Here is a 21,131-nt window from a genome sequence, read left to right as displayed (position 1 = left end):
GCGCTGCCGAGCCGCGTTAGCGCTCGTCAGGCGATGGGCGCCGCATCTGCCGGCGGATCTCGTCGAAGTCGTGCCGGGAAATCTGAAGCAGGCCCCGGCGCAACTGCACGCCCCAGTCCGGGTTTCCGCGGCTCAAATCGAGAATAGGCAGCAGCGGCCGAATCGAGGTCGCGACCGCGTCGTGCTCATAGTCGACCCGGCGGCGCCATGGCAGGTAGTCGGACCCTGCGGGCTGCGGCACCGGACTATCTGCGATCCAGCCGATCGCGGTGAACTCCCGCAGCACCGCACCATCGACGTCTGTTCGGGGCGAGTAATAGACCAAACCGTCGGACTCGCGCATGCTGCCGAGCGTTTCACGGGAGCTCTGCTGCGCCTGAGTCATGCCCATCGCCACGCCACGACGCACGTTCGCGCGATGGACGACCCCGAGCCAATATCTAATTCCCACGTTTCAGTTGTACTGCATCCGCGCCTCACCCCAGACTGGGAGCATGCGCGTGCTCTTAAAAGAAATTCTTGATTGTTCCCCGGATGCCGCCTGGCGCGCCCTGCGCAGCCCGGCGGTTTTTCGCGAGGTCGGCTCGCCGCTGGTCAGCGTCACCTCGGAGCAGGCCAACGGGTTTCCGACGATCTGGGAGGAGGGTGCGCATCCGGTGGCGCTGCGTGCACTCGGCCTCATCCCACTCGGACGCCAAATGATCAGTTTGGGAGTCTCCACCCGGCACAACGGTGACGTGCGTATTCTGCGCGACTCCGGCCACGGCACCTCAGGCTCACTCGCGGCGCTTACCCGCTGGGACCACAGCATGGCGGTCTCGCCCGACCCAGCCGGCACCGGCAAGACCCTTTACCGCGACCAGCTGATCTTTGCGGCCGGACCCGCCACTCTCGCCCTCTGGCCCGGATTCTGGGTGTTCTGGCAGTGGCGGATGCGCCAGCTCTCGCGCCTCGCTCCCACCTGGCGCTTCGATCGGGGCGTTGACCTGGAACCCGCCACCGACTAGCACCTACGGGCTAACCTGAGCGCATGAGTTCTACACTTGGAGCCCTGCAGATCACCGATTGGCGCCGCCGCGTCTTCGGCCTGTATGCCGGGGTGCGACAGCTCAGCGCGCGCAATCCGTCCGCCGGGCATGAGCTCTGGCGTTCCGGGCGCGACGAACTGTTCGCGGGGCATCCGTCGTCACCGTTGCTCCCCGACGACAGGATGGCCTTCACCGGGCTGCCCGTCGCCGCCTACGACCCGGATTGGCGCTTCGAGGTCGAGGTACACCGTGCGCCGGAGCCGCTGCGCATCACCGTCGAGACGGGAACGGATGGCACTGTGCCGTTCGACCTGGTCGGCTCGGTGCGCGTGCCCTACCTGGGTTCCCTCGACGTGTGGCGACTGGCCGGGTACGCGGGCGGCCTGTTTCTGCCGGTGAAAGACGCCTTGGCCGGGCTGGCGGGCGGCACCTATGGCGGTGGTCGTTACCTGCTCGACACCGTCAAGGGCGCGGATCTCGGGGCCGGTCTCGACGACGATTCACTGATTCTCGACTTCAACTTCGCCTACAATCCCTCGTGCGCATACGACCCGATGTGGGCGTGCCCTCTGGCTCAGTCCGGCAACGTGATCGGCGTTCCGGTGCCGGTCGGTGAACTGCATCATGGCTCGACCGGCACTCGCTGATCGAGCCCGCACCTGCTGATCGAGCTCGCACCCGCAGATCGAGCTCGCACCCGCAGATCGAGCTCGCACCCGCAGATCGAACTCGTCGAGATCCCGCGACCACGCCCCGAGACCGCACCCACCCGGGGTCTCGACACGCTCGACCAACGGAACAACACCGACCCACCCGCTGATCGAGCCCACCCCCGCTGATCGAGCTCGTCGAGATCCCGCGACCACGCCCCGAGACCGCACCCACCCGGGGTCTCGACACGCTCGACCAACGGAACAACACCGACCCACCCGCTGATCGAGCCCACCCCCGCTGATCGAGCTCGCAACCGCAGATCGAGCTCGCACCCGCTGATCGAGCTCGTCGAGATCCCGCGACCACGCCCCGAGACTGGACACACCCGGGGTCTCGACACGCTCGACCAACGGAACTGGACACACCCGGGGTCTCGACACGCTCGACCAACGGAACAACACCGACCCACCCGGGGTCTCGACACGCTCGACCAACGGAACTGGACACACCCGGGGTCTCGACACGCTCGACCAACGGAACAACCGACACACCCGGGGTCTCGACACGCTCGACCAACGGAACTGGACACGCCCGGGGTCTCGACACGCTCGACCGGCGGAAGGACTCAGGCGGACGGAACGTCCACATGCACCTGGGTCAGGCGCTGCGTCGGACGCGTCATCGCCACATAGAGCGCCGCCGCACCGCGCGGGGACTCGGCGACGAGCGCAGCAGGGTCGGCCAGTACGACGGCATCGAATTCGAGGCCCTTCGACTCGTGAGTGGTGAGCACGGCGATGGGGCATTCGAGTCCGGCCTCGCCGGCTCCGACATCCGTTCCGAAGGTGGCGATCAGCCGCGCGAGCACTGCAGCCCGGGCCGCCCGCGAAACGATCACGGCGAGCGTGCCCGATGCGTCGATGCCCCGGTCGACCCTCACGGCCTCCGCGACGGCGAGCGGCAGTGCATCTGGGCTCCCGACCGTCACGTCACGAATCGGCCAGTCGCCCTCACGCACCGACTGGGCCGGGGTGATCGGCAGGCCATGTTCGCCGGCCACCCGCTCGGCCTCGCGGGCGATCTGCGCGGGAGTGCGGTAGTTCACGGTGAGCTCTTCGAGATCCCAGCGGCCGCGAAAGAATGGGTCGAGCGCCGAGCGCCAACTGCGCGAGGAGGCCGCCGAACTGGCCTGGGCGATGTCACCCACGATCGTGAACGAGCGCATGGGCGAACGGCGGACGAGTAGACGCCAGTGCATGGGCGAGAGTTCCTGGGCCTCATCGACGACGACATGGCCATAGGTCCAGGTACGGTCGGTCGCGGCGCGGTCAGCGGTCGTTACGCGCACGGGGGCCTCGGCAAAATTGTCGGCCAGCTGCTCAGCGCTGACCATGCCCTCGACACCGGCATTGCGGATGGCGTACTTCGCGTTTTCGATGTCATTCGCGCGCTGCAGGTCGCGTTCGCGCTGGCCGGCCTCTGGTGCGGCGGGTGGGCTGCCGAGGAGTTCGGCCGCCTCATCAAGCAGAGGGATGTCGGAGATCGTGAACGGTTCGGTTCGTGCCCGGTGCAGCAGCGCCCGCTTCTCGGGCGTCCAGCGCGGCGTCAACTCGGCCAGCCAGTCCGGGCGCGCGAACAGATCACCGATGAGCTTCTCGGCCGTCATCGGCAGCCAGGCCGTGTTCAACACGATCTTCGCGTCAGTGGACTCGCGGATGTCTTCGCGGAGTTGGGAGGCATCCGTGTCGTCAATGACGGCACCAGCCGTGCGCAACTGGTTCGCCAGTTGTGCGGCGAGCGCGTCGAGCGCCTGGTTGACGAACACCACCCGAGCCTCGTTGTGCGCCTTTCCGCTCTGCTGCGCGCGCTGAATGGCGCGGGCGATGAGGGCGGGGCTCACCCGAAGCACGTCGCCGTTCACGTCGATGTGCGCGGTGTCGGCCGGAACTCGCTGACGCGACTTCACGGCCCGGGCAATGAGATCGACCATCTCGAGCGAGCCCTTGAGCACGGCGGCGGCGGCGCTGTCGTCGTCGGTCGCCCGCACGCCGGGGAACAGCTCGCCGAGTGACTGCAGCACCACTCCGGTCTCACCGAGCGAAGGAAGCACGGTTTCGATGTAGCGCAGGAATGCGCCGGACGGCCCGACAATGAGCACACCGGCCGAGCCGAGCCGGTCACGGTGTGTGTACAGCAGGTAGGCGGCCCGGTGCAGCGCCACGGCGGTTTTGCCGGTGCCGGGACCGCCCTGCACGACGAGGGCGCCGCGCATTTCGGAACGGATGATGCGGTCCTGCTCCGCCTGGATGGTCGCCACGATGTCGTGCATCCGGCCCGTGCGATGCCCGGTGAGCGCGGCCATCAGGGCTCCCTCGCCCTGCACCTCAAGTGCGGCGCCGGGTTGGGCCAGCAGGTCTGCGTCGAAGACCTCATCGTCGAGGTGCGTCACCTCGCGGTCGCGCATCGTCACATGTCGCCGGGCCAGCACACCCTGCGGATTGGCTGCCGTGGCCTGGTAGAAGGCGGCGGCCTGCGGGGCGCGCCAGTCCAGCAGGAGGCTGCGCTGTTCCTCGTCGCGCAGGCCGAGACGCCCGATGTAACGGAAGGCGCTGTCGGCCTCGTCCTCGGCGGCCTTCGGCAGCTGCAGCCGTCCGAAGACCAAGCGGGCGTCGACATCGCGCAACTGCAGCAGGCGATCTTCATGCATGCGTGCGAGGGCGTCGCGCTCACTGCGCATCTGGTGGTTGCCACCGACCTTGCTGGAGCGCACGGCGTTCAGCCGACGGGCCTCCTCGTCGCGCAATCCATCGAGGCGGTCGTACAGGCGTGCAACCCGCGCACGCTCGCGGTCGAGTTCGTTATCCATTGCTCGACTCCCACGCAGCTAGCGACTATCGGTCAAAGAATTTTAGCGCGCTTGGTCGGAGTCGATTGACCGCATCCTTCTGCGGCGCCGTCGCACCCGTCGTTGCCTGTGTTCACGACACTCGGTGCGCGATCTGGCGCTCGGCGTCAGCCGACCACCGGCCGTTCCTGCTGAAACTTCACGAGCAGCTCGTTGATTTCTACCGGGTGGTTCTCGTGCGGTGGCCACGCGCCCGGAACGTCGAGCGTGACGAGCGCCGACTGCGCCGGGGGGTGCCCATGCCCGTCGAAGAGCGCGAGCTTCATGAGTCGATCAGCGAGAGTGCTGTTGCTCGGAACGTGGTACCACTCGAACCCGGCATAGCCCGGCGCGACAGCGAGCGGATCGAAGCCCCAGCGAGTGATCCGCGCCTGCGCCTCGTTCGGCACGGTCGGATCCATTCGCGCCGCACGCTGCTTGAACCGGCGCAGGACCACGAACATGACTGCCAGCCCGAGAAACAGCACCATCGGCACGGCTTGCACGACAATCGGCCCAGCTGGGTTCGGGTTAATGGCCTCGCAGTTAGCCTCATCGATGAGAAAGTTCGTGGGATCGGCCAGCACGTCCAGGCATTGCTCGTAGGTGAAGCCGGAACGGCTGGGTGCCGACTGCACGAGTGTGGCCGAGAAGACCTGAAACAGCAGTCCGAGCAGGAAGAAGACGCCGAACGTCAGGCTCACGAGTGAAGCGACCTTGAGACCAGTCTGCTTCAGGCGTGCAGGATGCTGCATGAAACGCCGTTTCTCGTCATTGGGAGTCTCCGCCTGCGCGCGTCCGATGGCCCGCGCCCACCCCTGCATCCATTCGGAATCACGATTGAGCAGGAACTGCCCGAGCCTGAATGCGGGCACCCGCCACGCCATGAATGCGGTCCCTTCTGCGGACTGCCGCCAGGCGGCAAACTGGTACCGCGTTGTTTGCTCCGCCGCTGCGTACTGACGCTCTGCCATTGCGTGGTTGAGCGCGAGCGTCTCCTCCGCTGCCCGCGCAGCGCGGGCCGACTGAAATGCCGAAACCGCTTGGAACCCTGCGCCGACCCACGCCCCGCTCGCCGCACTCTGAGCTGCACGAGCGGTGGCGGCATTGCTGTGGGCAGATTGGCCGGCAGAATTCGCTGCGCTCTTCGCGTCGCGCTCGATGTTGTGGAGAGAGTTCCTGGCATCTCGCATGTTGTTGACCATCGTGGTGTTCCTTCGTTTCTATCGTCCGACAGAGAGAGCAATGCAGTGGGTGACAGGCGCAATCAGGGCGGCACCGGGGATCGGCGGCGAAGCGAAGTCGATACGACTATCGGCCGGATGTGCGGGGTTGTTCAGAATCAGCAGCGGCAGGGTCCGCACGGCCCCGATCGAGGGAAGAGCAGAGTGGGACTGTCGTGAGCGATGATCGTCGAGCGAATCCAATCCGTCGGCGCATCGAGCGGAGCGACGCCCGTCGACTCAGCGGCTCTCGGCCAACTTCACGACGACCTCGTTCAGGCCGTCGAGCCCGGACGAGGCGGCAATCTTGCGGCCGATGCTCGCGCTCGCGACGCGGAAGCTGGGGGTGCCTCGTACGCGGCGCACGGCGTCGCCGATCGCACCCGGCGTCGGCTTGTTTGTACGCAGGTTCACGCCCACCCCGCTCCAGGCCACCCGAGCCGTCACCTCGACCTTGTCCTCGGTGGTGCCCGCCACCACGAGCGGAACCCCGTGCTCCATCGCATAGTGCACTCCGCCGTATCCCCCATTGGTGACCAACACATCGGTCAACGGCAGCAGCTTGTCGTAGGGCAGATACTCGGCCGCGCGCACATTAGCCGGCAACGGATGCGGCAACGTCGACACCGCACGCCCCCCGGTGCTCACCACCACGAGAGCATCCTCGGCACAGAGCCCGAGCATCGCCGGCGCGATCAGCTCGTCATAATTTTTGTTCGCGACGGTACCCTGCGTCACATGGATCACGGGGCGCGAACCGTCGAGCTCGTCCCACCAGTCCGGCAGGGCGCCCTCGGAGGGCACCGTGCGGGCGATCGGGCCGACAAAATGCACGGGCAGCGGTGTTGCGCGCCTCGGATACTCGAATTCCGCCACGGTGAACTGCACCACGGCATCCGCTTTCGATAGCCAGTTCATGAAAAAGCCGTCAAGGGGCTGGCCGCTCACCTCGGTGGCCAGCCGTGACGCCTCTTTCTGCACGGGGGCGAAGGCAACGTGCTCGGCGAACGACGACAGCAGCGCATTGCGAACACGCCCGACCGGGCCTTTCATCGGCGGCAGGCCAAACCCCATCGGTGCAGTATCGGGGCTGGGCAGGCCGAGCGGGATGATGCCCAGGCTCACGATGGCCGGTCGTCCGGGGCGGTCGACGAGTGCGGCCAGGCCGGTGAACATCGGTTCGCTCAAGATGACGTCGACCGACTCGGCCGCGATGGCCGCCTCGACGGCCCGCGCCTGGGCGGGCATCGGCTTCACGAAAATGGTCGTCATGTCATAACGGATGCCGTCGATGCCGCTGCGTCCGACTCGGCCCGGGAACGCGGCATCCAGGTCGGCGTCGTCGTAATCGGCCTCCTGCGGCAGCGGCAGGAACTCTGCGCCCGTGGCCTCCACTTTGCCCCGGTATTTCGCGCCCGTGAGAAAACGCACGCGATGACCGTGTGTGACCAGCGAGGTAGCGGCCGCGAGGAGCGGGGCGACGTGGCCGTGAACCGGGGTACAGCAGATGAGGAGGGATGCCATTAAAGAGTCTTTCTGAGCCTGCACCCGCTGGTGCGCCGGGAAAAGGGAGAAGCACTACAGGCTAGTGCTCCGACCGGCATGTGCTCTCGCGTCCCCCACCGAGGGGGCCTCCGTTGGCCTCCGTCATGGCCCAACGGCGCCCGGCCTCAGTGAAGTTTTACCTAGTCGACGACCGTGACGTCTTTCGAAAAAGCAACATAGTTGCTGAAGTCCGCGCCAACCCGGTCGAAAGCCGCCGGGTATGGGGTGGGGTAGCTCCAGGCCCGATCGGGCAGCAGGCTGTCGCCGTCCGTGACGGAGAAATACTGACATTCGCCCTTCCACGGGCACGTGTAGGGCGTCGGGCTCTTCACAAGCAGCCCAGCTTTCACACTCGCCGGAGGAAAATACCAGTTCCCCTCAATCGAGATCAGCTCCTCTTTCGGTGCTTCTGCAATGACGGTGTCGCCCAGAACTGCCTTCATGATTCCTCCAGTTGTCGTTGCCTGAAACAACGCGGGGCGACCGCTGCGCATTCCCCGATTGGCACCGATAGGCGCTCAATTTGACAGCATCCGCTAGACTTGAGGTACTTGCGAGTGCATAACTGCGCTCCCTGCGTCGTAGAACGCCCTCTTCTTATCGCACCAGCCCGCTTCGGCGGCTCGGAACGATTTCGGAATGAATCATTCTTACGGCGAACGGATGTGCCCTTCGGCACCTTCGCCATGTGAATCCTCTCTGGTTCCGAAATCCGCTGTGCGCGGGTCGGTTCGTAGGCAGGAATCTGATGCCTGAAAGGCACCACTTTGTCTGAAAAAACCTTTGGCGCGCTTGGCGTGCCAGCTCCCCTCGTCGCCGTACTGTCGGCGCAGGGACTCACCACCGCTTTCCCCATTCAGGTCGATACCCTTCCTGACACGTTGAACGGCCGCGACGTGCTCGGCCGCGGGAAGACCGGCTCGGGCAAGACCTTGGCCTTCTCGATTCCCATGGTCGCCCGTCTCGGCGGCACACTCGCCGGCGGCAAGCGTCGCCCGGGCCGTCCGCTCGGGCTCATCCTGGCGCCGACGCGCGAGCTGGCCACCCAGATCTCCGCCGCGCTCACCCCGATGGCCGAGGCCTACGGCCTCAACACGACCACCATCTTCGGTGGCGTCTCACAGAACCGTCAGGTTGCCGCGCTCAAGGCCGGCGTCGACATCGTCGTGGCCTGCCCCGGCCGCCTCGAAGACCTCATGAAGCAGGGCTTCGTCAACCTCGACTCGGTGGAGATCACCGTGCTCGACGAGGCCGACCACATGGCCGACCTGGGCTTCCTGCCCGTCGTCACGCGCATCCTCGACAAGACCCCCAGCAACGGCCAGCGCCTGCTGTTCTCGGCCACGCTCGACAACGGCGTGGACAAGATCGTGCGTCGCTTCCTGCACAACGAGGTTCTGCACTCCGTCGACGAGGCCACCAGCCACGTGTCGGCAATGACCCACCACGTCTTCGAGGTCGACGGCGTCGACGCGAAGAAGGACCTCGTTCAGGCACTCGCCTCGGGCAAGGGCCGCCGCATTCTGTTCATGCGCACCAAGCACCACGCGAAGAAGCTGGCCAAGCAGCTCACCGACTCGGGTATCCCGGCCGTCGACCTGCACGGCAACCTGTCGCAGGTCGCTCGTGACCGCAACCTCGCCGCCTTCTCGGCTGGCGATGTGCGCGTTCTCGTCGCCACGGATGTCGCGGCTCGCGGCGTGCACGTCGACGACATCGAACTCGTGATTCACGTTGACCCGCCGGCCGAGCACAAGGCCTACCTGCACCGCTCGGGCCGCACCGCTCGGGCCGGCAGCGCCGGTGACGTCGTCACCGTCATGCTTCCGATGCAGAAGAAAGACACCGAGCTGCTGCTGCGCAAGGCCGCCATCAAGGTGACCCCGCAGCGTGTGACCGCGACGTCCCCGGCCGTTGCCGCGCTCATCGGCGAGGTTGCCGCGTACGTCAAGCCGCTTCCGCGCCAGGAACAGCCGCAGCGCGGCCAGTCACAGGGTGGTCGCTCACAGGGCGCCAACGCCCAGCGCAAGCGCACCAACCGCGACGAACGCGACGGCGCCCAGGGTGGCCGTGGCGGGGAGTCACGCGGTGGTCGCACCGAGCGTGGCGGCGATAGCGTCGCTGCCGGCGGTGCACGCCGTGACCGCTCGGGTCGTCCCGCGGCCTCAGGTCGCAGCCACGCCCCGCAGGGTTCCGGTTCCAGCGCACAGGGCTCCGGTCGCTCCGGCGGGCAGGGTTCCTCGGGCCGCTCCGGCGGCCTGCAGGTGGGCAGCCTCGTGCGCGGGGCCGGTTCCACCGGTGGCGCCCGTCGTTCGGCGCCGCGTCGCGCGCAGGGCTAGTCCGCCGCGCACAACACGCACACTCAGCCAGAACGGGCCGGCCTTTCGAGGCCGGCCCGTTCTGCGTTTCTCGGCATCCGTACCGCGCCTGCAGAGTCGTGAGCGACCCGAAAAGTCGCCAGAAGACGGGGGACGATATCCGTCGATTTCGTATCGGCGTGCCGCTGGCCTAGTCTCGCTTCATGAGCACCGAAGTAGTTGTTCGACCGGTACGTGACGTCGACGCAGAAGCCCTTGGACGCGTACACGCAACCTGTTGGCATGAAACCTATGACCACCTGATCAGCGAAGCCACGCTGGCGAATCTGTCGCCGCGACGCATGGCCGAACTGTGGACACACTGGATGAGCCAGGGCGACGATTTTCGCCAGTTCGCGGCACTCGTCGACGGCGAGATCGTCGGGTTCTCGGGTTCCGGCCCGGCCCGCGATAACGAGGCGCCGCGCGCGCGCGAGCTGTACTTCATCTACCTGCTCGATGCCTATCACGGCACCGGAATCGGCCAGAAGCTCTTCGACGCCGCCTGTGGCGACGAACCCACCTACCTCTGGGTAGCCTCGGATAACCCGCGCGCCCACGGTTTCTACAAGCGCAACAGTTTCGCCCCCGATGGCGAGGAGCAGACGCAGCCGTTCCTTGGCGAGGAAATCCACGAGGTTCGACTCGTTCGCTAGTTGTTCTTCGTTTTTATCCCCCGATGACAGCGCGGGTGGGTACCAGGCAGACCACTTTCGAAACGCTTAGGCTGAGTGGATGACCACCATCCCCGTTATTCTCGACGTCGACACCGGCGTTGACGATGCCCTCGCCATCCTTTTCGCCGTCGCGCACCCCGAGATCGATGTGCTCGGTATTAGCTGCGTGGCCGGCAACGCCTCGCTCGAGCGTGTCGTGCAGAACACTCTGCGCATCTTGGATGTCGCAAACGCCCCCGACATTCCGGTTGCTGCCGGAGCCCGGCGCCCCCTGATCGAGCGCGCTCGCGACGCCTCCCACGTGCACGGCGAGGGCGGTTTGGGCACCCTGCGTCTGCCGCCGAGCGAGCGCACTGCTCTGCCGATCAGCTCTGTCGAGCTCATGCACCAGCTCATTCAGGACAGCGAGCGCCCCGTCACCCTGGTTGCGCTAGCCCCGCAGACGAACCTTGCTCTGCTGCTTCGTCAATACCCCGACATCACCAGCAAGATCGAGCGCATCGTCTTCATGGGCGGCTCGGCCAGCGTCGGCAACGCCACTGCCGTTGCCGAGTTCAACGTGTGGCACGATCCGGAAGCCGCCGCCATCGTGCTCGACTCCGGCGTTCCCACGTTCATGTACGGCCTTGACGTGTTCAATCAGGTTGCTGTCGCCGAAGAGGTCGCTGTCGCGTTGCTCGAGCACGAAACGACGCTCGGACGCACCGTCGGCTCGCTGCTGACGAACCGCGTCAACGCGGGCCCCGACTCCGCAACGGTGTACTCCGGCCTGATCGGTGACGCCGGCGCGGTCTGCGCACTTGTCGATCCGGGCGCATTACGCACCCAGATCCGTCCGGTGCGCGTCGAACTGGCCGGATACGGGCGTGGGCAGACCCTCGTCGACATGCGACAGACGGCCGGCGAAGATCTCATGCACGGACTCGCCGACGTCTGGGAGACCGCCGAGATCGCCCTCGACGTTGACGTGCCCCGCTACACGGCTCTGTTCTTGAAGACCCTCGGACTGGCGTAGGCCAGCACCAGCACAATCAGATCGGGTCGCGTGAGCGCCCGCCGCCCGCCGCCCGCCGCCCGCCGAGTTCAGCAGTTGCGGTCGAGTTCGTCCTGCGCATCCGGCAAACTCGACCGCGACAGAGAAAGTCGACGGATCGCGCGGTGCCGAGCGGGTCAGCGCAGCTGACCCACCGAGGCGAGAGCGGTGCGCAGCAACGCCCCGCGGCCGCCTTCCATCTCGGCCGAAACGGCATCGGATGCGGCCTCCTCCGGCGTCATCCAGGTGAGTTCGAGGGCATCCTGCCGCGGCTCACAGGTGCCCGTGACGGGCACGACGAAGGCCAGCGAGACGGCATGCTGGCGTTCGTCGGTGAAGGCGCTTACGCCCGGCATCGGAAAGTATTCGGCAACGGTGAACGGTAACGGGCTGGTCGGCAGCTGCGGAAATGCCATCGGTCCGAGATCTTTCTCGAGGTGCCGAAAGAGTGCCTCGCGCAGCGTCTCGCCATACATCACGCGACCCGAGACGAGCATCCGTGTCATTTCGCCCGTCTGGGTGGCACGCAACAACACGCCGACCTCGACAACCTGACCGAGCCCATCCACGCGCACCGGAACCGCTTCGACGTAGAGCAGCGGCAGCCGTCCGCGGACCTCGGCAAGCTCGACGTCGGTCAGCCAGCCGGGATTGGTGCTCGGCGGGGTGTCGTCGGGGTTCGGCGTCCAGTCGGGGTCGGGTGTGCGCACGCTCATGTGTTTATTCTCCACCCCTCATGGAAGGATTGACGCAGTCGACGCGGTACGGCTTCGCACGAAGCACACTCGACAGAGATTGAGGATGACGATGACGATGAACGACAGCAACCACACCCTCAGCATCGACCCGGGCGCCGTGCTCTGGTCGGCGGGTCCGGCCGACCGTGTGAACCGCCCGTTGCTCATCGTCATGCACGGCTACGGCTCCCACGAGGGCGACCTCTTCTCGCTCGCGCCGCACCTGCCGCTTGAACCCGTCATTGCGTCGCTCCGGGCGCCGCTGACGGTCGGGGATGGCGCCGCCTGGTTCCCATTCGCGAACCAGTCGGGCCGGCCCGAGACCGGGACCGTGGACGCCGCGGCCCGGGGAGTGCTGGAGTGGCTCGACGCGCTCCCCGAGCAGCCGACCTCGGTTGGTCTGCTCGGCTTTTCACAGGGCGGGGCAATGAGTCTGCAGCTGTTGCGTCATGCCCCGGAACGTTTCGCCTTCGCGGTGCAGCTCTCGGGCTTCGTGGCGGATGGCGCGGCCGACGCCGATGCGCGCCTCGCCGAGTCGCGGCCGCCGGTGTTCTGGGGGCGCGGAACCGCAGATCCGATCATTCCCGAGAGCGCCGTCAACCGCACCCAGGCCTGGCTGACCGCCCACTCAACACTCACCGAGCGCATTTATGAGGGTATGGCGCATTCAATCTCGCAGGCCGAGCTGGGCGACATCGCGACGTTCCTGCGCCAGCAGTACGCGGCGGCATCGGTCTGACAACGACGTGGTGCGAGGGCTTCATGGCTGGGGACAGGGCTGAAATGAGCGAGGCTGCCGAATTGCGGGCTGCCGCCTAGCGCACCGCGCGTGGCTTCGCTACGCGCCTCGGTGCGCTGCGCGCTGAGCGGCACCGCGAGCGGCACGCTCCTTCTTCTCGGCCTTTTCAGCCTTGGCGTCTTTCACGCGAATCTGATCGGCACGTACCTCGGCCTGGGTGGCACGTTCCGTGATGAGCCATGCGGGCGGAGCCTGCAGCAACTCCTTGATTTCGGCGGTCGTCAGCGGAGCATCAACGCCGGCGCGGGCCAAGCCAGAGATCGACACGCCGAGCTTGGCGGCGACGACCTGACGCGGGTGCGGGCCATCCGTGCGCAGAGTAGTGAGCCAGGCCGGCGGGTTCTCGGTGAATTCGGCGAGCTCCGTGCGGGTGATCACTGCGTTCTGGAACGTGTCGGGTGCTGCTTCGAGCAGAATCCCGAGCTTCTGTGCCGCCGTGGCGGACTTCATGGTCTGGGGCTTCTTCTCGGACGTCATAGGTCAAGCGTATAGCCTGGGAACACAGTGAAACTGTTTGAATGCCTGCCTCATACCCCGAACCGCACTGAGAAGAGAGGATGCCGGTGACCTTTTCAATCGCCTTCGTCGCCGGCGTTACGCCCACCAAGTGGACGCGAATCTGGGCCGAACGTTTTCCCGAGATCCCCCTTGAGGTGTTTCGAACCGACTCGGCCAACCCGACCGAGCAGGTCACAGTACTGCGAGACGAGCGCGCCGACGTGAGTCTTGTGCGTTTTCCGGTCGACACCACGGGCTTGGGCTTGATCAACCTGTACACCGAGATTCCAGTCGTTGTGGCCGCGAAAGACCATGCCATCGCCGCGGTCGATGAGAGCGGTTCCGTGCCGCTCGAGCTCCTCGCGGATGAGCACCTCTTGCAGGATCCCGACACGATTCCGGAATGGCGCGACATCGCCACCGAGGTCCGTGACGGCAGTCGGCGTGCGCTGCCGCGCATGCACGACCTCGACGATCTGATGGAGCAGGTCGCGGCCGGCGTCGGCATCGCGATCCTGCCGCATTCGCTGGCCCGTCTCCACAACCGCAAGGGCGTCATTTCCCGCCCGGTCGAAGGCGTCGTCGAGACCCAGATCGCGCTCGCCTGGCTCGCTGAGGCGAAAACACCGAACGTTGAGGAATTCATTGGCATCGTGCGCGGACGTAGCGCGGCAAGCTCACGCGGTGCGACGGTCGTCGTGCGTGGCGAGCCGGTGAAGAAGGAGAAAGCGACGGCGAAGGCCAAGGCCGCAGCCAAGCTGGCCCGCGAAGAGGCGGCTAAGAAGAAGCCGGCCCCGGCCAAAAAGAAGCCGGGCGCCATCCAGAACCGCACGCGAGCCTCGGCTGCCGCGCGCAACAAGCGGCGCGGCAGCCGCTAGCCGCCGGCCAGCGTTTAGTCGGTGTGCAAGACCGACAAAATATTGCCGGCCGGGTCGGTGAACCAGGCGATCGATGGGCCGGGATTGTCTCCCCCCGAGCGCGCGATCCCTTTCTCGTCCTGCCCAAAGCCGTCGTAGTGGATGAACTCCACACCCTTCGCTGTGAGCCCATCGACTGCGACATCGATATCGTCCACAACCAAGTTCACGATCGTGAACACGGCCGGTTGGTGATCGGGCTTCGGGTAGACGGTGACCATCGCTCCGCCGGGCAGCTCGAGCGAGAGGAGGCCCATCCCGGCATCCGTCACCGCCAAACCCAGGGTTTCGGCGTAGAACCCGCGCGCAGCGTCGATATCGGGCACCGAGAACCCGCTGAATCCGTGCGAAATCCCTAATTCGTGTGAAGCCATGATTTTCTCCTTATCGGTATCGCTCGGGTTAGCGCGAGCTGATTGATGCGAACTTCCTGATACACAGGGGCACGAACACGACAAGCATCACCGCGACACCGATCAGTACCGTGAGAATGGGGTTCTGCATGGTCCACACGTCGGGCACAGGTGCCGTGCCGAGATTTCCGAAGAGCTGCCGAGCCGCTTGAACGAGCGACGAGACCGGGTTCCATTCGGCGAAGATGCGTAGTGGGGTGGGTAATGTCGAGCTCGGCACGAACGCATTCGAGATGAAGGTCAGCGGAAACAGGATGAGGAACGACGCGTTGTTGATGACCTCGGGGCTGCGTACGCTCATGCCCAGCAGTGCCATCACCCAGCTGAACGCATAGCTGAACAGCAGCAACAATCCCACCCCTGCGAGGAACTCCGGAAACGACGAGTTCACCCTCCAGCCCACGAGCACCCCGGTCACCATCATGATCATCATTGACAGGGTGTTGAGCACCAGGTCGCTGTTCGTGCGTCCGATCAGCACCGCCGAGCCACTCATCGGCAGGCTGCGAAACCGGTCGATAATTCCCTCCTTGAGATCTTGCGCCATCGCGGCGCCCGAGAACGTCGAGCCGAACACAACGGTCTGAGCGAAGATGCCGGCCATCAGAAATTGCACATAGTCGGTGCCCTGAACCGAGATCGACCCGGCGTAGACCTGGCTGAACAAGAGCACGAACATGATCGGTTGAATCACGGCAAAGATCAGCAGTTCAGGCACCCGCTTGATCTTGATCAGGTTGCGTTTGGTCACCGTCCAGCCGTCAGAGGACCAGGTCAGGAGGGGGTTCGAAAGCCCAAGCGGGCGAGCGATACTCATCGCACGGCCTCCAGGCTGGCTTCATTCTCGTCGTCGTCGTCGCCTTCGCCGTCGGCCGGCTTTTCGGCATGTCGACCGGTGAGTTTCAAAAACACGTCGTCGAGCGTCGGCCGCCGCATGCCGGCGTCATGCAGACGGATGCCCACCTCACCCAGATCGGCCAGCACCCGTTGCAGCGCCACCGGCCCGTCGGTCACGGCCACCTCGAGAGTGCGGCCATCCTTCGACACGGCGGCCGTGGCGGCTCCGGACCGCCCCACAATCTCGCGGGCGGCCGGCCCGTCGTCCGCATCGACAAGCACCACGACAACCCGGTGCCCGCCGATCTGGGCTTTGAGTTCGTCGGAAGTGCCCTCGGCGATCACGATTCCATCGTCGATCACCGAGATGCTGTCCGCCAGTTGATCGGCCTCCTCGAGATACTGGGTCGTGAGCAGCACGCTGGTTCCCTCGGCGACAAGCTTCGTGATCACGTCCCACATTGCGAGGCGGCTGCGCGGGTCGAGCCCGGTGGTCGGCTCGTCGAGGAAGAGCACCTTGGGGTTCATCACCAGGGCGCCCGCCAGGTCGATGCGGCGCCGCATCCCCCCGGAGAATCCTTTGACGGGCCGGTTTCCAGCCTCCGTCAGCTCGAACAGTTCGATGAGTTCCTTGGCCCGCCGCCGAGCCAGGGTGCGGCCGAGGTGATACAGCCGCCCCACCATTTCAAGGTTCTCGAAGCCCGTGAGGTTCTCGTCGACCGCGGCGTATTGGCCGGACACCCCGATGATGCGGCGCACGGCTTTCGGATTTCGGGCCACGTCGATGCCGTCGACGATTGCCGTGCCGGAATCCGGCTGGATCAGGGTGGTCAGCACCTTGACGACTGTCGTTTTTCCGGCGCCGTTTGGGCCGAGCAGCGCCTGCACGCTTCCCTCGGGCACCGCGAGGCTCAGCCCGGCCAGGGCGTGCACGGGGCCGGTCTTGGAGCGGTAGGTCTTGGTGAGCTGAGTCGCCTCGATGATGGTCATGAACGAGCTCCTTGCCACGGGTGCTTTTCACACGGATGCTGCAGGCAGAACGGAATGTTCAATGGTATTCCGCGGCGCCCATCCCGGCCAGGGCGTTTCAGCAGACACTCGGCCTGCGCGCGGGCGCCCCGCGCCGCGCTGCCCCTCCTCCGCGCCAAAGTGGGGTACTCAAACGGTAAAAGCGCAGGGGTCCCTTCGCTAATCTGGACTTTTGTCTCACAGCCGTTTGGAGCCCACTCATGACTGTCACCGATACGATCGACCGCGCCGAAACCTCGTCCCGACGGATGCGTGATCGCATTGAACTGAGCATCGCCGTGCTACTGGGCATTGCGTCGATCGGTATCGCCTACGCCTCGTTCCAGGCGGCTCTCTACGACAGCCAGATGGCCGGCGCTTACCAGCGCGGCGGCAACCTCGCCACCGAGGCGGAGTCGCTCTATCTGGAGGGCAACCAGCAGTACGTGCAGGACGCCCAGCTCTGGAACCGCCTGACCGAGCTGGCCATCGCGTCCGAGAGTTCCGACCCGGTCGCGGCCGCCGACGCGCAGAACACGTATGACGTACTGAGCTTCCAGGCCGTCTCCGAGGATCTGGCCGGGGCCATCGAATGGGCCGCGGGCCAGAACGAGGCCGACGCATCCACGTATTACAGCCCGCTCGACAATGAGGACTACCAGACGGCACTTTTCGGCAGCTACCAGGAGATGAAGGCCGAATCGGTGACGGTGGTCTCCCAGGGTGATGACTTCAACAGCCTGAGTGACCGGCTCACGCTCTACACCGTGATGATGTCGATCTCGCTGTTCCTGCTCGGTATCGCCGCCGTCGTTCGCCAGACACGCATCCAGGTGATTCTCGGGTCGACCGGCGTTGTGATCTTCGGAGTGTCGATCACTCTCACTGCGTTCATTCCCTTCGTCGGGCTGTGAGCCGACCCAGGCGCGTGTTCGGCCTGCGACCGGTGGCCGCCACAAGCCTGCTGCTTGCGCTGACCCTCGGCACTCTGACCGGCTGCGAGGTCGCCGACTTCCTCGCCTGGGGGATGACCACCTATCCGGCCGAGCACTACGCGGTGATCATCGCGGACCACGGTGCTTCCTGGCCGGGCGTCGGCGGCGATGAATCCGCGGAGGAAGACACGCTCAGCCTCGCAGAGCTCGAGCCGGGTCATAGCTGGGACTATACGTCTCTGCAGTATCTGGTCGACACTCCCGATGCCGATGTCGACGACCTCGGTCGCGCCCTCATCGAGGGCTTTGAGGCCCAGGCACAGGATGAGCAGACGGATGCGGAGATCACTCTGTCTCTGGTCGACCTCACTCGCATGGCCGAGGTGGACGACGCACTCGCAACCTTCAGCACCACCCTGAGTTCTCGTATCCAGAGCATCGCCCCGGCGGTGGGCCGCTCTCGCGCCCAGACCATCAACGATGTTGTCGTCGCCAAGGTGGACGGGCCGGTGACGCGGGGCGCCACAGGCCTGTCGATCTATTTCCCACCCTCAGCCGACGCCTTCGACAGCGATTATGAGCAGCTGAGTGTCGCCACCTCCTGGCTTGATTTTCTGCATTCCTACTACACGCGCGGCCAGGAGACCTCGGCTGCGAGCGGTTCGTTCACGAGCGGTGCGACAGCCAGTTTCGACAGCGACGGCGTGACGGTCACCGCCCATTTCGACGCCGCAGCAGCCACGAGCATCACAGAAACGTTCATTCGATATGGACTGGTCGAGGGCGACGGTTCGATCACCTACCTGGGGCAGGAGACCGCCGAGCTGCCCGACGATTCAGGGCTGATCGAGGGGAGCTACGATCTCAGCTTTCTGACCATCAGCGACGGCGAAACGGAGATGAATGGATACCTGGATCTGGTCGTCGACTCGGATACTGGAGACCTGATCAGCGAGCTCTATTACAGCTACAACGCCCGCACCGGGAACTACGGCGCTCTGACGGCAGAGCCGGCCGGCATTATCGCTCCGGAACTGCTCACGGTACTCGCCGACGGAAGCGAGGAGTGGGCTGCCAGCGCCGACGATGGCCTGTGGGCCGACCTGCCGGCGCTCGGTTATGACTTTCCCCGGTTGCCCTCGGGAACGGTATTGCTCGTGGATCTGGTCGCCATCGACCTGGGCGGGAACCGCTCAGTCGCCTCAGTGCAGGTTGTGGTGCCGTGGGCAGAGGTGACGTTGGCAGAGGTGACGTGTGCAGACGGTGGGCCGGCTCGACGCGGGGTGGGCTCAGCGGGCTGACGATCAGGCCTCGACGAAGAGAAGCACGATCGATCCGACCGCCCCGCCACCTCCCAGGCCCAGCATGAGCCAGGTGAGCAGGCGCGCCGTCTTCTCGCCGTGGCCCGTGCGCTCGAACCGGATGCGCTCGGGCTGACCCGGGCGATAGTACACGCGCAGCCCCTCGACGTGCTGTAGTTCCTCGCGTTGCGATGGGGTCAGCGAGCATTCGTGCAGGCCGTCGCCCGACATCCAGCGCAGCACACCGCCCTTCTCCTCGACCACGATCGCATCGGTTTCGATCCAGCGTGCGCTGGCCGATCGGGTGATCAGCAGCGCGACCAGGCAGAGCCCTCCGACCACGAGGCCGATCCAGGTGAACAGCTCGGCCAGCAGTCCGAGAAAATCATGCGCAGAGTTCACAGGTCAATGCTAACGACACCCCGCGCCTCCGCCGCGCGCAGATCGACCAACGCCGACAGCCGAGGCCGTGGCCCCAGCTGCCGGCGTCATCGCCTCCGAACCTAGCCGAGGATGTCGGCGAGCGGCAGAAGCGGCAGGTCGAGCGCTGCGGCGACGTGGTCGTTCGTGACTCGGCCGTCATGGGTGCTGAGTCCCAACGCCAGCGCGGCGTCATCGGTCAGGGCCTGCTTCCAGCCCTTCTGGGCCAGTGCGATCACGTAGGGCAGTGTTGCGTTGGTCAGCGCACGCGTCGAGGTGGCCGGAACGGCGCCCGGCATGTTGGCGACGCAGTAATAGATGCTGTCGTGCACGGCGAAGATCGGGTCGTCGTGAGTCGTCGCGTGCGATCCCTCGAAGCATCCACCCTGGTCGATGGCGATGTCGACGAGAACCGAACCCGGCTTCATCGACGCGACCATTTCATCCGTGACGAGCTTGGGCGCCTTCGATCCGGGGATGAGCACCGACCCGATCACGAGGTCGGCATCACGCACCTGCTCGGCGATCTCGAAGTGGGTGGACGCACGGGTTTGGATCTCGCCGTTGAACCGGTTTTCGAGCTGACGCAGACGCGGCAGTGAGATGTCGATAATGGTGACGTCGGCCTGCATTCCCAGCGCATTGGCCGCGGCGTGCTCGCCGGCCACACCGCCGCCGATCACGACTACCTTGGCCTTCGGGGTTCCGGCAACGCCACCGAGCAGCATCCCCTTGCCCCCGGCCGCCTTCATCAGGTGGTACGCGCCGACCTGCACCGAGAGGCGCCCGGCGACCTCGCTCATGGGTGAAAGAAGCGGCAGGCTCCGGTCGGGAAGCTGCACGGTTTCGTAGGCGATCGAGGTCGTTCCGGCGTCGAGCAAGGCCTGCGTGCACGGGCGCGAGGCCGCGAGGTGCAGATAGGTGAAAAGCACCTGGTCGCGGCGCATCAGGCCGTATTCGGAGGCGATGGGCTCTTTCACCTTGAGCAGGAGCTCGGCGGCCGCCCACACTTCGGCGGCCGTGTCGAGAATCGTGGCTCCTGCACCCTCGTAGTCGGCGTCTGTGAAGCTGGAGCCGACGCCGGCTCCGCTCTGAATGAGCACCTCATGACCGCGGCGGGTCAGCTCGTTCGCACCAGCCGGGGTGATGGCCACCCGATTCTCATTGTTCTTGATCTCGGTGGGGATGCCGACCTTCATGTGCTGCTCCGTCTTCATTGTCGTCGCCGGTCATCACCGGTTCTCAGAAGTAATTTTGCTTTTACTTCGCTTGAATCCGACGACAACCGTGGAATCTACCGATTATACTCAATCCACCGCAAATTATGCGGTTTGCGCACGTTAACGAGTCAGGCAGGTGAAGAGAATTCACAACGCACAGAACCTCGATGACATCGACCTCATCCTGATCAATCAGCTCCAGGCTGACTCCCGCATGACCAACAGCCGACTGGCGCATGCGGCGGGAATCGCTGAATCAACCTGCGTCGTGCGAGTGCGGGCCTTGGTGAGCCGTGGAATCATTACTCGCTTCACCGCGCAAGTGAACCCGAAGGCACTCGGCTTGGGCTTGCAGGCCTTGATCAGCGTCAACATTCGTCCGGGCGCGCGAACCCAGATCCCCGCCTTCCGCGACGAGATCCGAGTGATGCCACATGTCCTGCAGGTGTTCTTTCTCGGCGGCGCCGAGGACTTCATCATTCATTTGATGGCGCGTGATTCCGACGACGTGCGCGACTTCGTGCTCGAGAACCTCTCGGCGAACCCGGCCGTGGCCTCGACCCGCACGAGCATGGTGTTCGAGCACCACTACAACGGCGCGCACGCCGATTGACGATCAGCTGGCCGCGGCGCGTAGCGCGGCCG

22 protein-coding genes are annotated in these 21,131 nt (G+C 65.5%); 10 read left to right on the top strand and 12 right to left on the bottom strand.

Translation table 11 applies throughout. The features are described 5' to 3' along the window. Positions 1 to 16: 16 nt before the first annotated feature. A complete protein-coding gene (locus HNR05_RS16280) occupies positions 17 to 451 on the bottom strand; it encodes an EVE domain-containing protein (protein WP_343062646.1) in 435 nt (144 codons plus the stop codon). Positions 452 to 494: 43 nt separating this feature from the next. Between HNR05_RS16280 and HNR05_RS16275 the strand changes: the two genes are divergently transcribed. Beyond that, complete coding sequence (locus HNR05_RS16275) at positions 495 to 1,007, top strand: hypothetical protein (RefSeq protein ID WP_179580087.1); 513 nt, start codon at positions 495 to 497, stop codon at positions 1,005 to 1,007. A 23-nt stretch (positions 1,008 to 1,030) separates the two neighbouring features. Then, on the top strand, positions 1,031 to 1,675 hold the full coding sequence (locus HNR05_RS16270) for a DUF1684 domain-containing protein (protein ID WP_179580086.1): 645 nt from the start codon (positions 1,031 to 1,033) through the stop codon (positions 1,673 to 1,675). A 632-nt stretch (positions 1,676 to 2,307) separates the two neighbouring features. Here the strand turns inward: HNR05_RS16270 and HNR05_RS16265 are convergent. From HNR05_RS16265 to HNR05_RS16250, 4 genes are all read right to left on the bottom strand, one after another. After that, positions 2,308 to 4,548 carry a HelD family protein gene (locus HNR05_RS16265; protein WP_179580085.1) on the bottom strand — a complete coding sequence of 747 codons (2,241 nt, stop codon included), beginning with the start codon at positions 4,546 to 4,548 and terminating at the stop codon, positions 2,308 to 2,310. 146 nt (positions 4,549 to 4,694) lie between these two features. After that, on the bottom strand, positions 4,695 to 5,771 hold the full coding sequence (locus HNR05_RS16260) for a hypothetical protein (RefSeq protein WP_179580084.1): 1,077 nt from the start codon (positions 5,769 to 5,771) through the stop codon (positions 4,695 to 4,697). Between the two features lie 258 nt (positions 5,772 to 6,029). Then, the gene (locus HNR05_RS16255; protein ID WP_179580083.1) at positions 6,030 to 7,313 is read right to left on the bottom strand and encodes a glycosyltransferase; all 1,284 of its coding nucleotides are present in this window, start codon (positions 7,311 to 7,313) and stop codon (positions 6,030 to 6,032) included. 161 nt (positions 7,314 to 7,474) lie between these two features. Beyond that, positions 7,475 to 7,777: a DUF427 domain-containing protein gene (locus HNR05_RS16250; RefSeq protein ID WP_179580082.1), complete on the bottom strand. Its 303-nt coding sequence runs from the start codon at positions 7,775 to 7,777 to the stop codon at positions 7,475 to 7,477. 324 nt (positions 7,778 to 8,101) lie between these two features. Between HNR05_RS16250 and HNR05_RS16245 the strand changes: the two genes are divergently transcribed. The 3 genes from HNR05_RS16245 (at position 8,102) to HNR05_RS16235 (ending at position 11,383) form a co-directional block, all read left to right on the top strand. Next, positions 8,102 to 9,673: a DEAD/DEAH box helicase gene (locus HNR05_RS16245; protein WP_179580081.1), complete on the top strand. Its 1,572-nt coding sequence runs from the start codon at positions 8,102 to 8,104 to the stop codon at positions 9,671 to 9,673. Positions 9,674 to 9,855: 182 nt separating this feature from the next. Then, positions 9,856 to 10,347, top strand: a complete 492-nt coding sequence (locus tag HNR05_RS16240) for a GNAT family N-acetyltransferase (protein WP_179580080.1) — start codon at positions 9,856 to 9,858, stop codon at positions 10,345 to 10,347. 79 nt (positions 10,348 to 10,426) lie between these two features. Next, positions 10,427 to 11,383, top strand: a complete 957-nt coding sequence (locus HNR05_RS16235) for a nucleoside hydrolase (protein ID WP_179580079.1) — start codon at positions 10,427 to 10,429, stop codon at positions 11,381 to 11,383. A gap of 155 nt (positions 11,384 to 11,538) precedes the next feature. Here HNR05_RS16235 and HNR05_RS16230 read toward each other — a convergent pair whose 3' ends face one another. Beyond that, positions 11,539 to 12,117 (bottom strand): NUDIX hydrolase family protein, encoded by a 579-nt coding sequence (locus HNR05_RS16230; protein ID WP_179580078.1) that lies wholly within the window; start codon positions 12,115 to 12,117, stop codon positions 11,539 to 11,541. A gap of 91 nt (positions 12,118 to 12,208) precedes the next feature. Between HNR05_RS16230 and HNR05_RS16225 the strand changes: the two genes are divergently transcribed. Continuing rightward, positions 12,209 to 12,877, top strand: a complete 669-nt coding sequence (locus HNR05_RS16225; protein WP_246318426.1) for an alpha/beta hydrolase — start codon at positions 12,209 to 12,211, stop codon at positions 12,875 to 12,877. Between the two features lie 99 nt (positions 12,878 to 12,976). Here HNR05_RS16225 and HNR05_RS16220 read toward each other — a convergent pair whose 3' ends face one another. Continuing rightward, positions 12,977 to 13,414, bottom strand: a complete 438-nt coding sequence (locus HNR05_RS16220) for a DUF5997 family protein (protein ID WP_179580077.1) — start codon at positions 13,412 to 13,414, stop codon at positions 12,977 to 12,979. An 86-nt stretch (positions 13,415 to 13,500) separates the two neighbouring features. Between HNR05_RS16220 and HNR05_RS16215 the strand changes: the two genes are divergently transcribed. Further along, positions 13,501 to 14,313, top strand: a complete 813-nt coding sequence (locus HNR05_RS16215) for a LysR substrate-binding domain-containing protein (RefSeq protein WP_179580076.1) — start codon at positions 13,501 to 13,503, stop codon at positions 14,311 to 14,313. Between the two features lie 14 nt (positions 14,314 to 14,327). On the opposite strand, the gene HNR05_RS16210 is transcribed toward HNR05_RS16215, so the two are convergent. Genes HNR05_RS16210 through HNR05_RS16200 form a run of 3 tightly spaced genes read right to left on the bottom strand, consistent with a single transcriptional unit; the run spans position 14,328 to position 16,592 of the window. Beyond that, entirely contained in the window at positions 14,328 to 14,726 is a 399-nt protein-coding gene (locus tag HNR05_RS16210; protein WP_179580075.1) for a VOC family protein, read from the bottom strand. 28 nt (positions 14,727 to 14,754) lie between these two features. Then, positions 14,755 to 15,582, bottom strand: coding sequence for an ABC transporter permease (locus tag HNR05_RS16205; protein ID WP_179580074.1), 828 nt, complete (start codon positions 15,580 to 15,582; stop codon positions 14,755 to 14,757). Beyond that, positions 15,579 to 16,592: an ATP-binding cassette domain-containing protein gene (locus tag HNR05_RS16200; protein WP_179580073.1), complete on the bottom strand. Its 1,014-nt coding sequence runs from the start codon at positions 16,590 to 16,592 to the stop codon at positions 15,579 to 15,581. The genes HNR05_RS16205 and HNR05_RS16200 overlap by 4 nt, the downstream gene beginning before the upstream one ends. Before the next feature lie 239 nt (positions 16,593 to 16,831). Here HNR05_RS16200 and HNR05_RS16195 point away from each other — a divergent pair, with 239 nt between their 5' ends. Then, positions 16,832 to 17,524 carry a hypothetical protein gene (locus HNR05_RS16195; protein ID WP_179580072.1) on the top strand — a complete coding sequence of 231 codons (693 nt, stop codon included), beginning with the start codon at positions 16,832 to 16,834 and terminating at the stop codon, positions 17,522 to 17,524. Beyond that, positions 17,521 to 18,846 carry a clostripain-related cysteine peptidase gene (locus HNR05_RS16190; RefSeq protein ID WP_179580071.1) on the top strand — a complete coding sequence of 442 codons (1,326 nt, stop codon included), beginning with the start codon at positions 17,521 to 17,523 and terminating at the stop codon, positions 18,844 to 18,846. Before HNR05_RS16195 ends, HNR05_RS16190 begins: the two co-directional genes overlap by 4 nt. A gap of 3 nt (positions 18,847 to 18,849) precedes the next feature. Here HNR05_RS16190 and HNR05_RS16185 read toward each other — a convergent pair whose 3' ends face one another. Then, on the bottom strand, positions 18,850 to 19,248 hold the full coding sequence (locus tag HNR05_RS16185) for a hypothetical protein (RefSeq protein ID WP_179580070.1): 399 nt from the start codon (positions 19,246 to 19,248) through the stop codon (positions 18,850 to 18,852). A 101-nt stretch (positions 19,249 to 19,349) separates the two neighbouring features. Further along, the gene (ald, locus tag HNR05_RS16180; RefSeq protein ID WP_179581107.1) at positions 19,350 to 20,465 is read right to left on the bottom strand and encodes an alanine dehydrogenase; all 1,116 of its coding nucleotides are present in this window, start codon (positions 20,463 to 20,465) and stop codon (positions 19,350 to 19,352) included. Between the two features lie 157 nt (positions 20,466 to 20,622). Here ald and HNR05_RS16175 point away from each other — a divergent pair, with 157 nt between their 5' ends. After that, positions 20,623 to 21,099 (top strand): Lrp/AsnC family transcriptional regulator, encoded by a 477-nt coding sequence (locus HNR05_RS16175; protein ID WP_343062643.1) that lies wholly within the window; start codon positions 20,623 to 20,625, stop codon positions 21,097 to 21,099. Positions 21,100 to 21,131: the final 32 nt, after the last annotated feature.

It is taken from the genome of Leifsonia psychrotolerans (assembly GCF_013410665.1).
Taxonomy (GTDB): domain Bacteria; phylum Actinomycetota; class Actinomycetes; order Actinomycetales; family Microbacteriaceae; genus Cryobacterium; species Cryobacterium psychrotolerans_A.
This window is presented reverse-complemented; position numbering and strand designations above follow the sequence as displayed.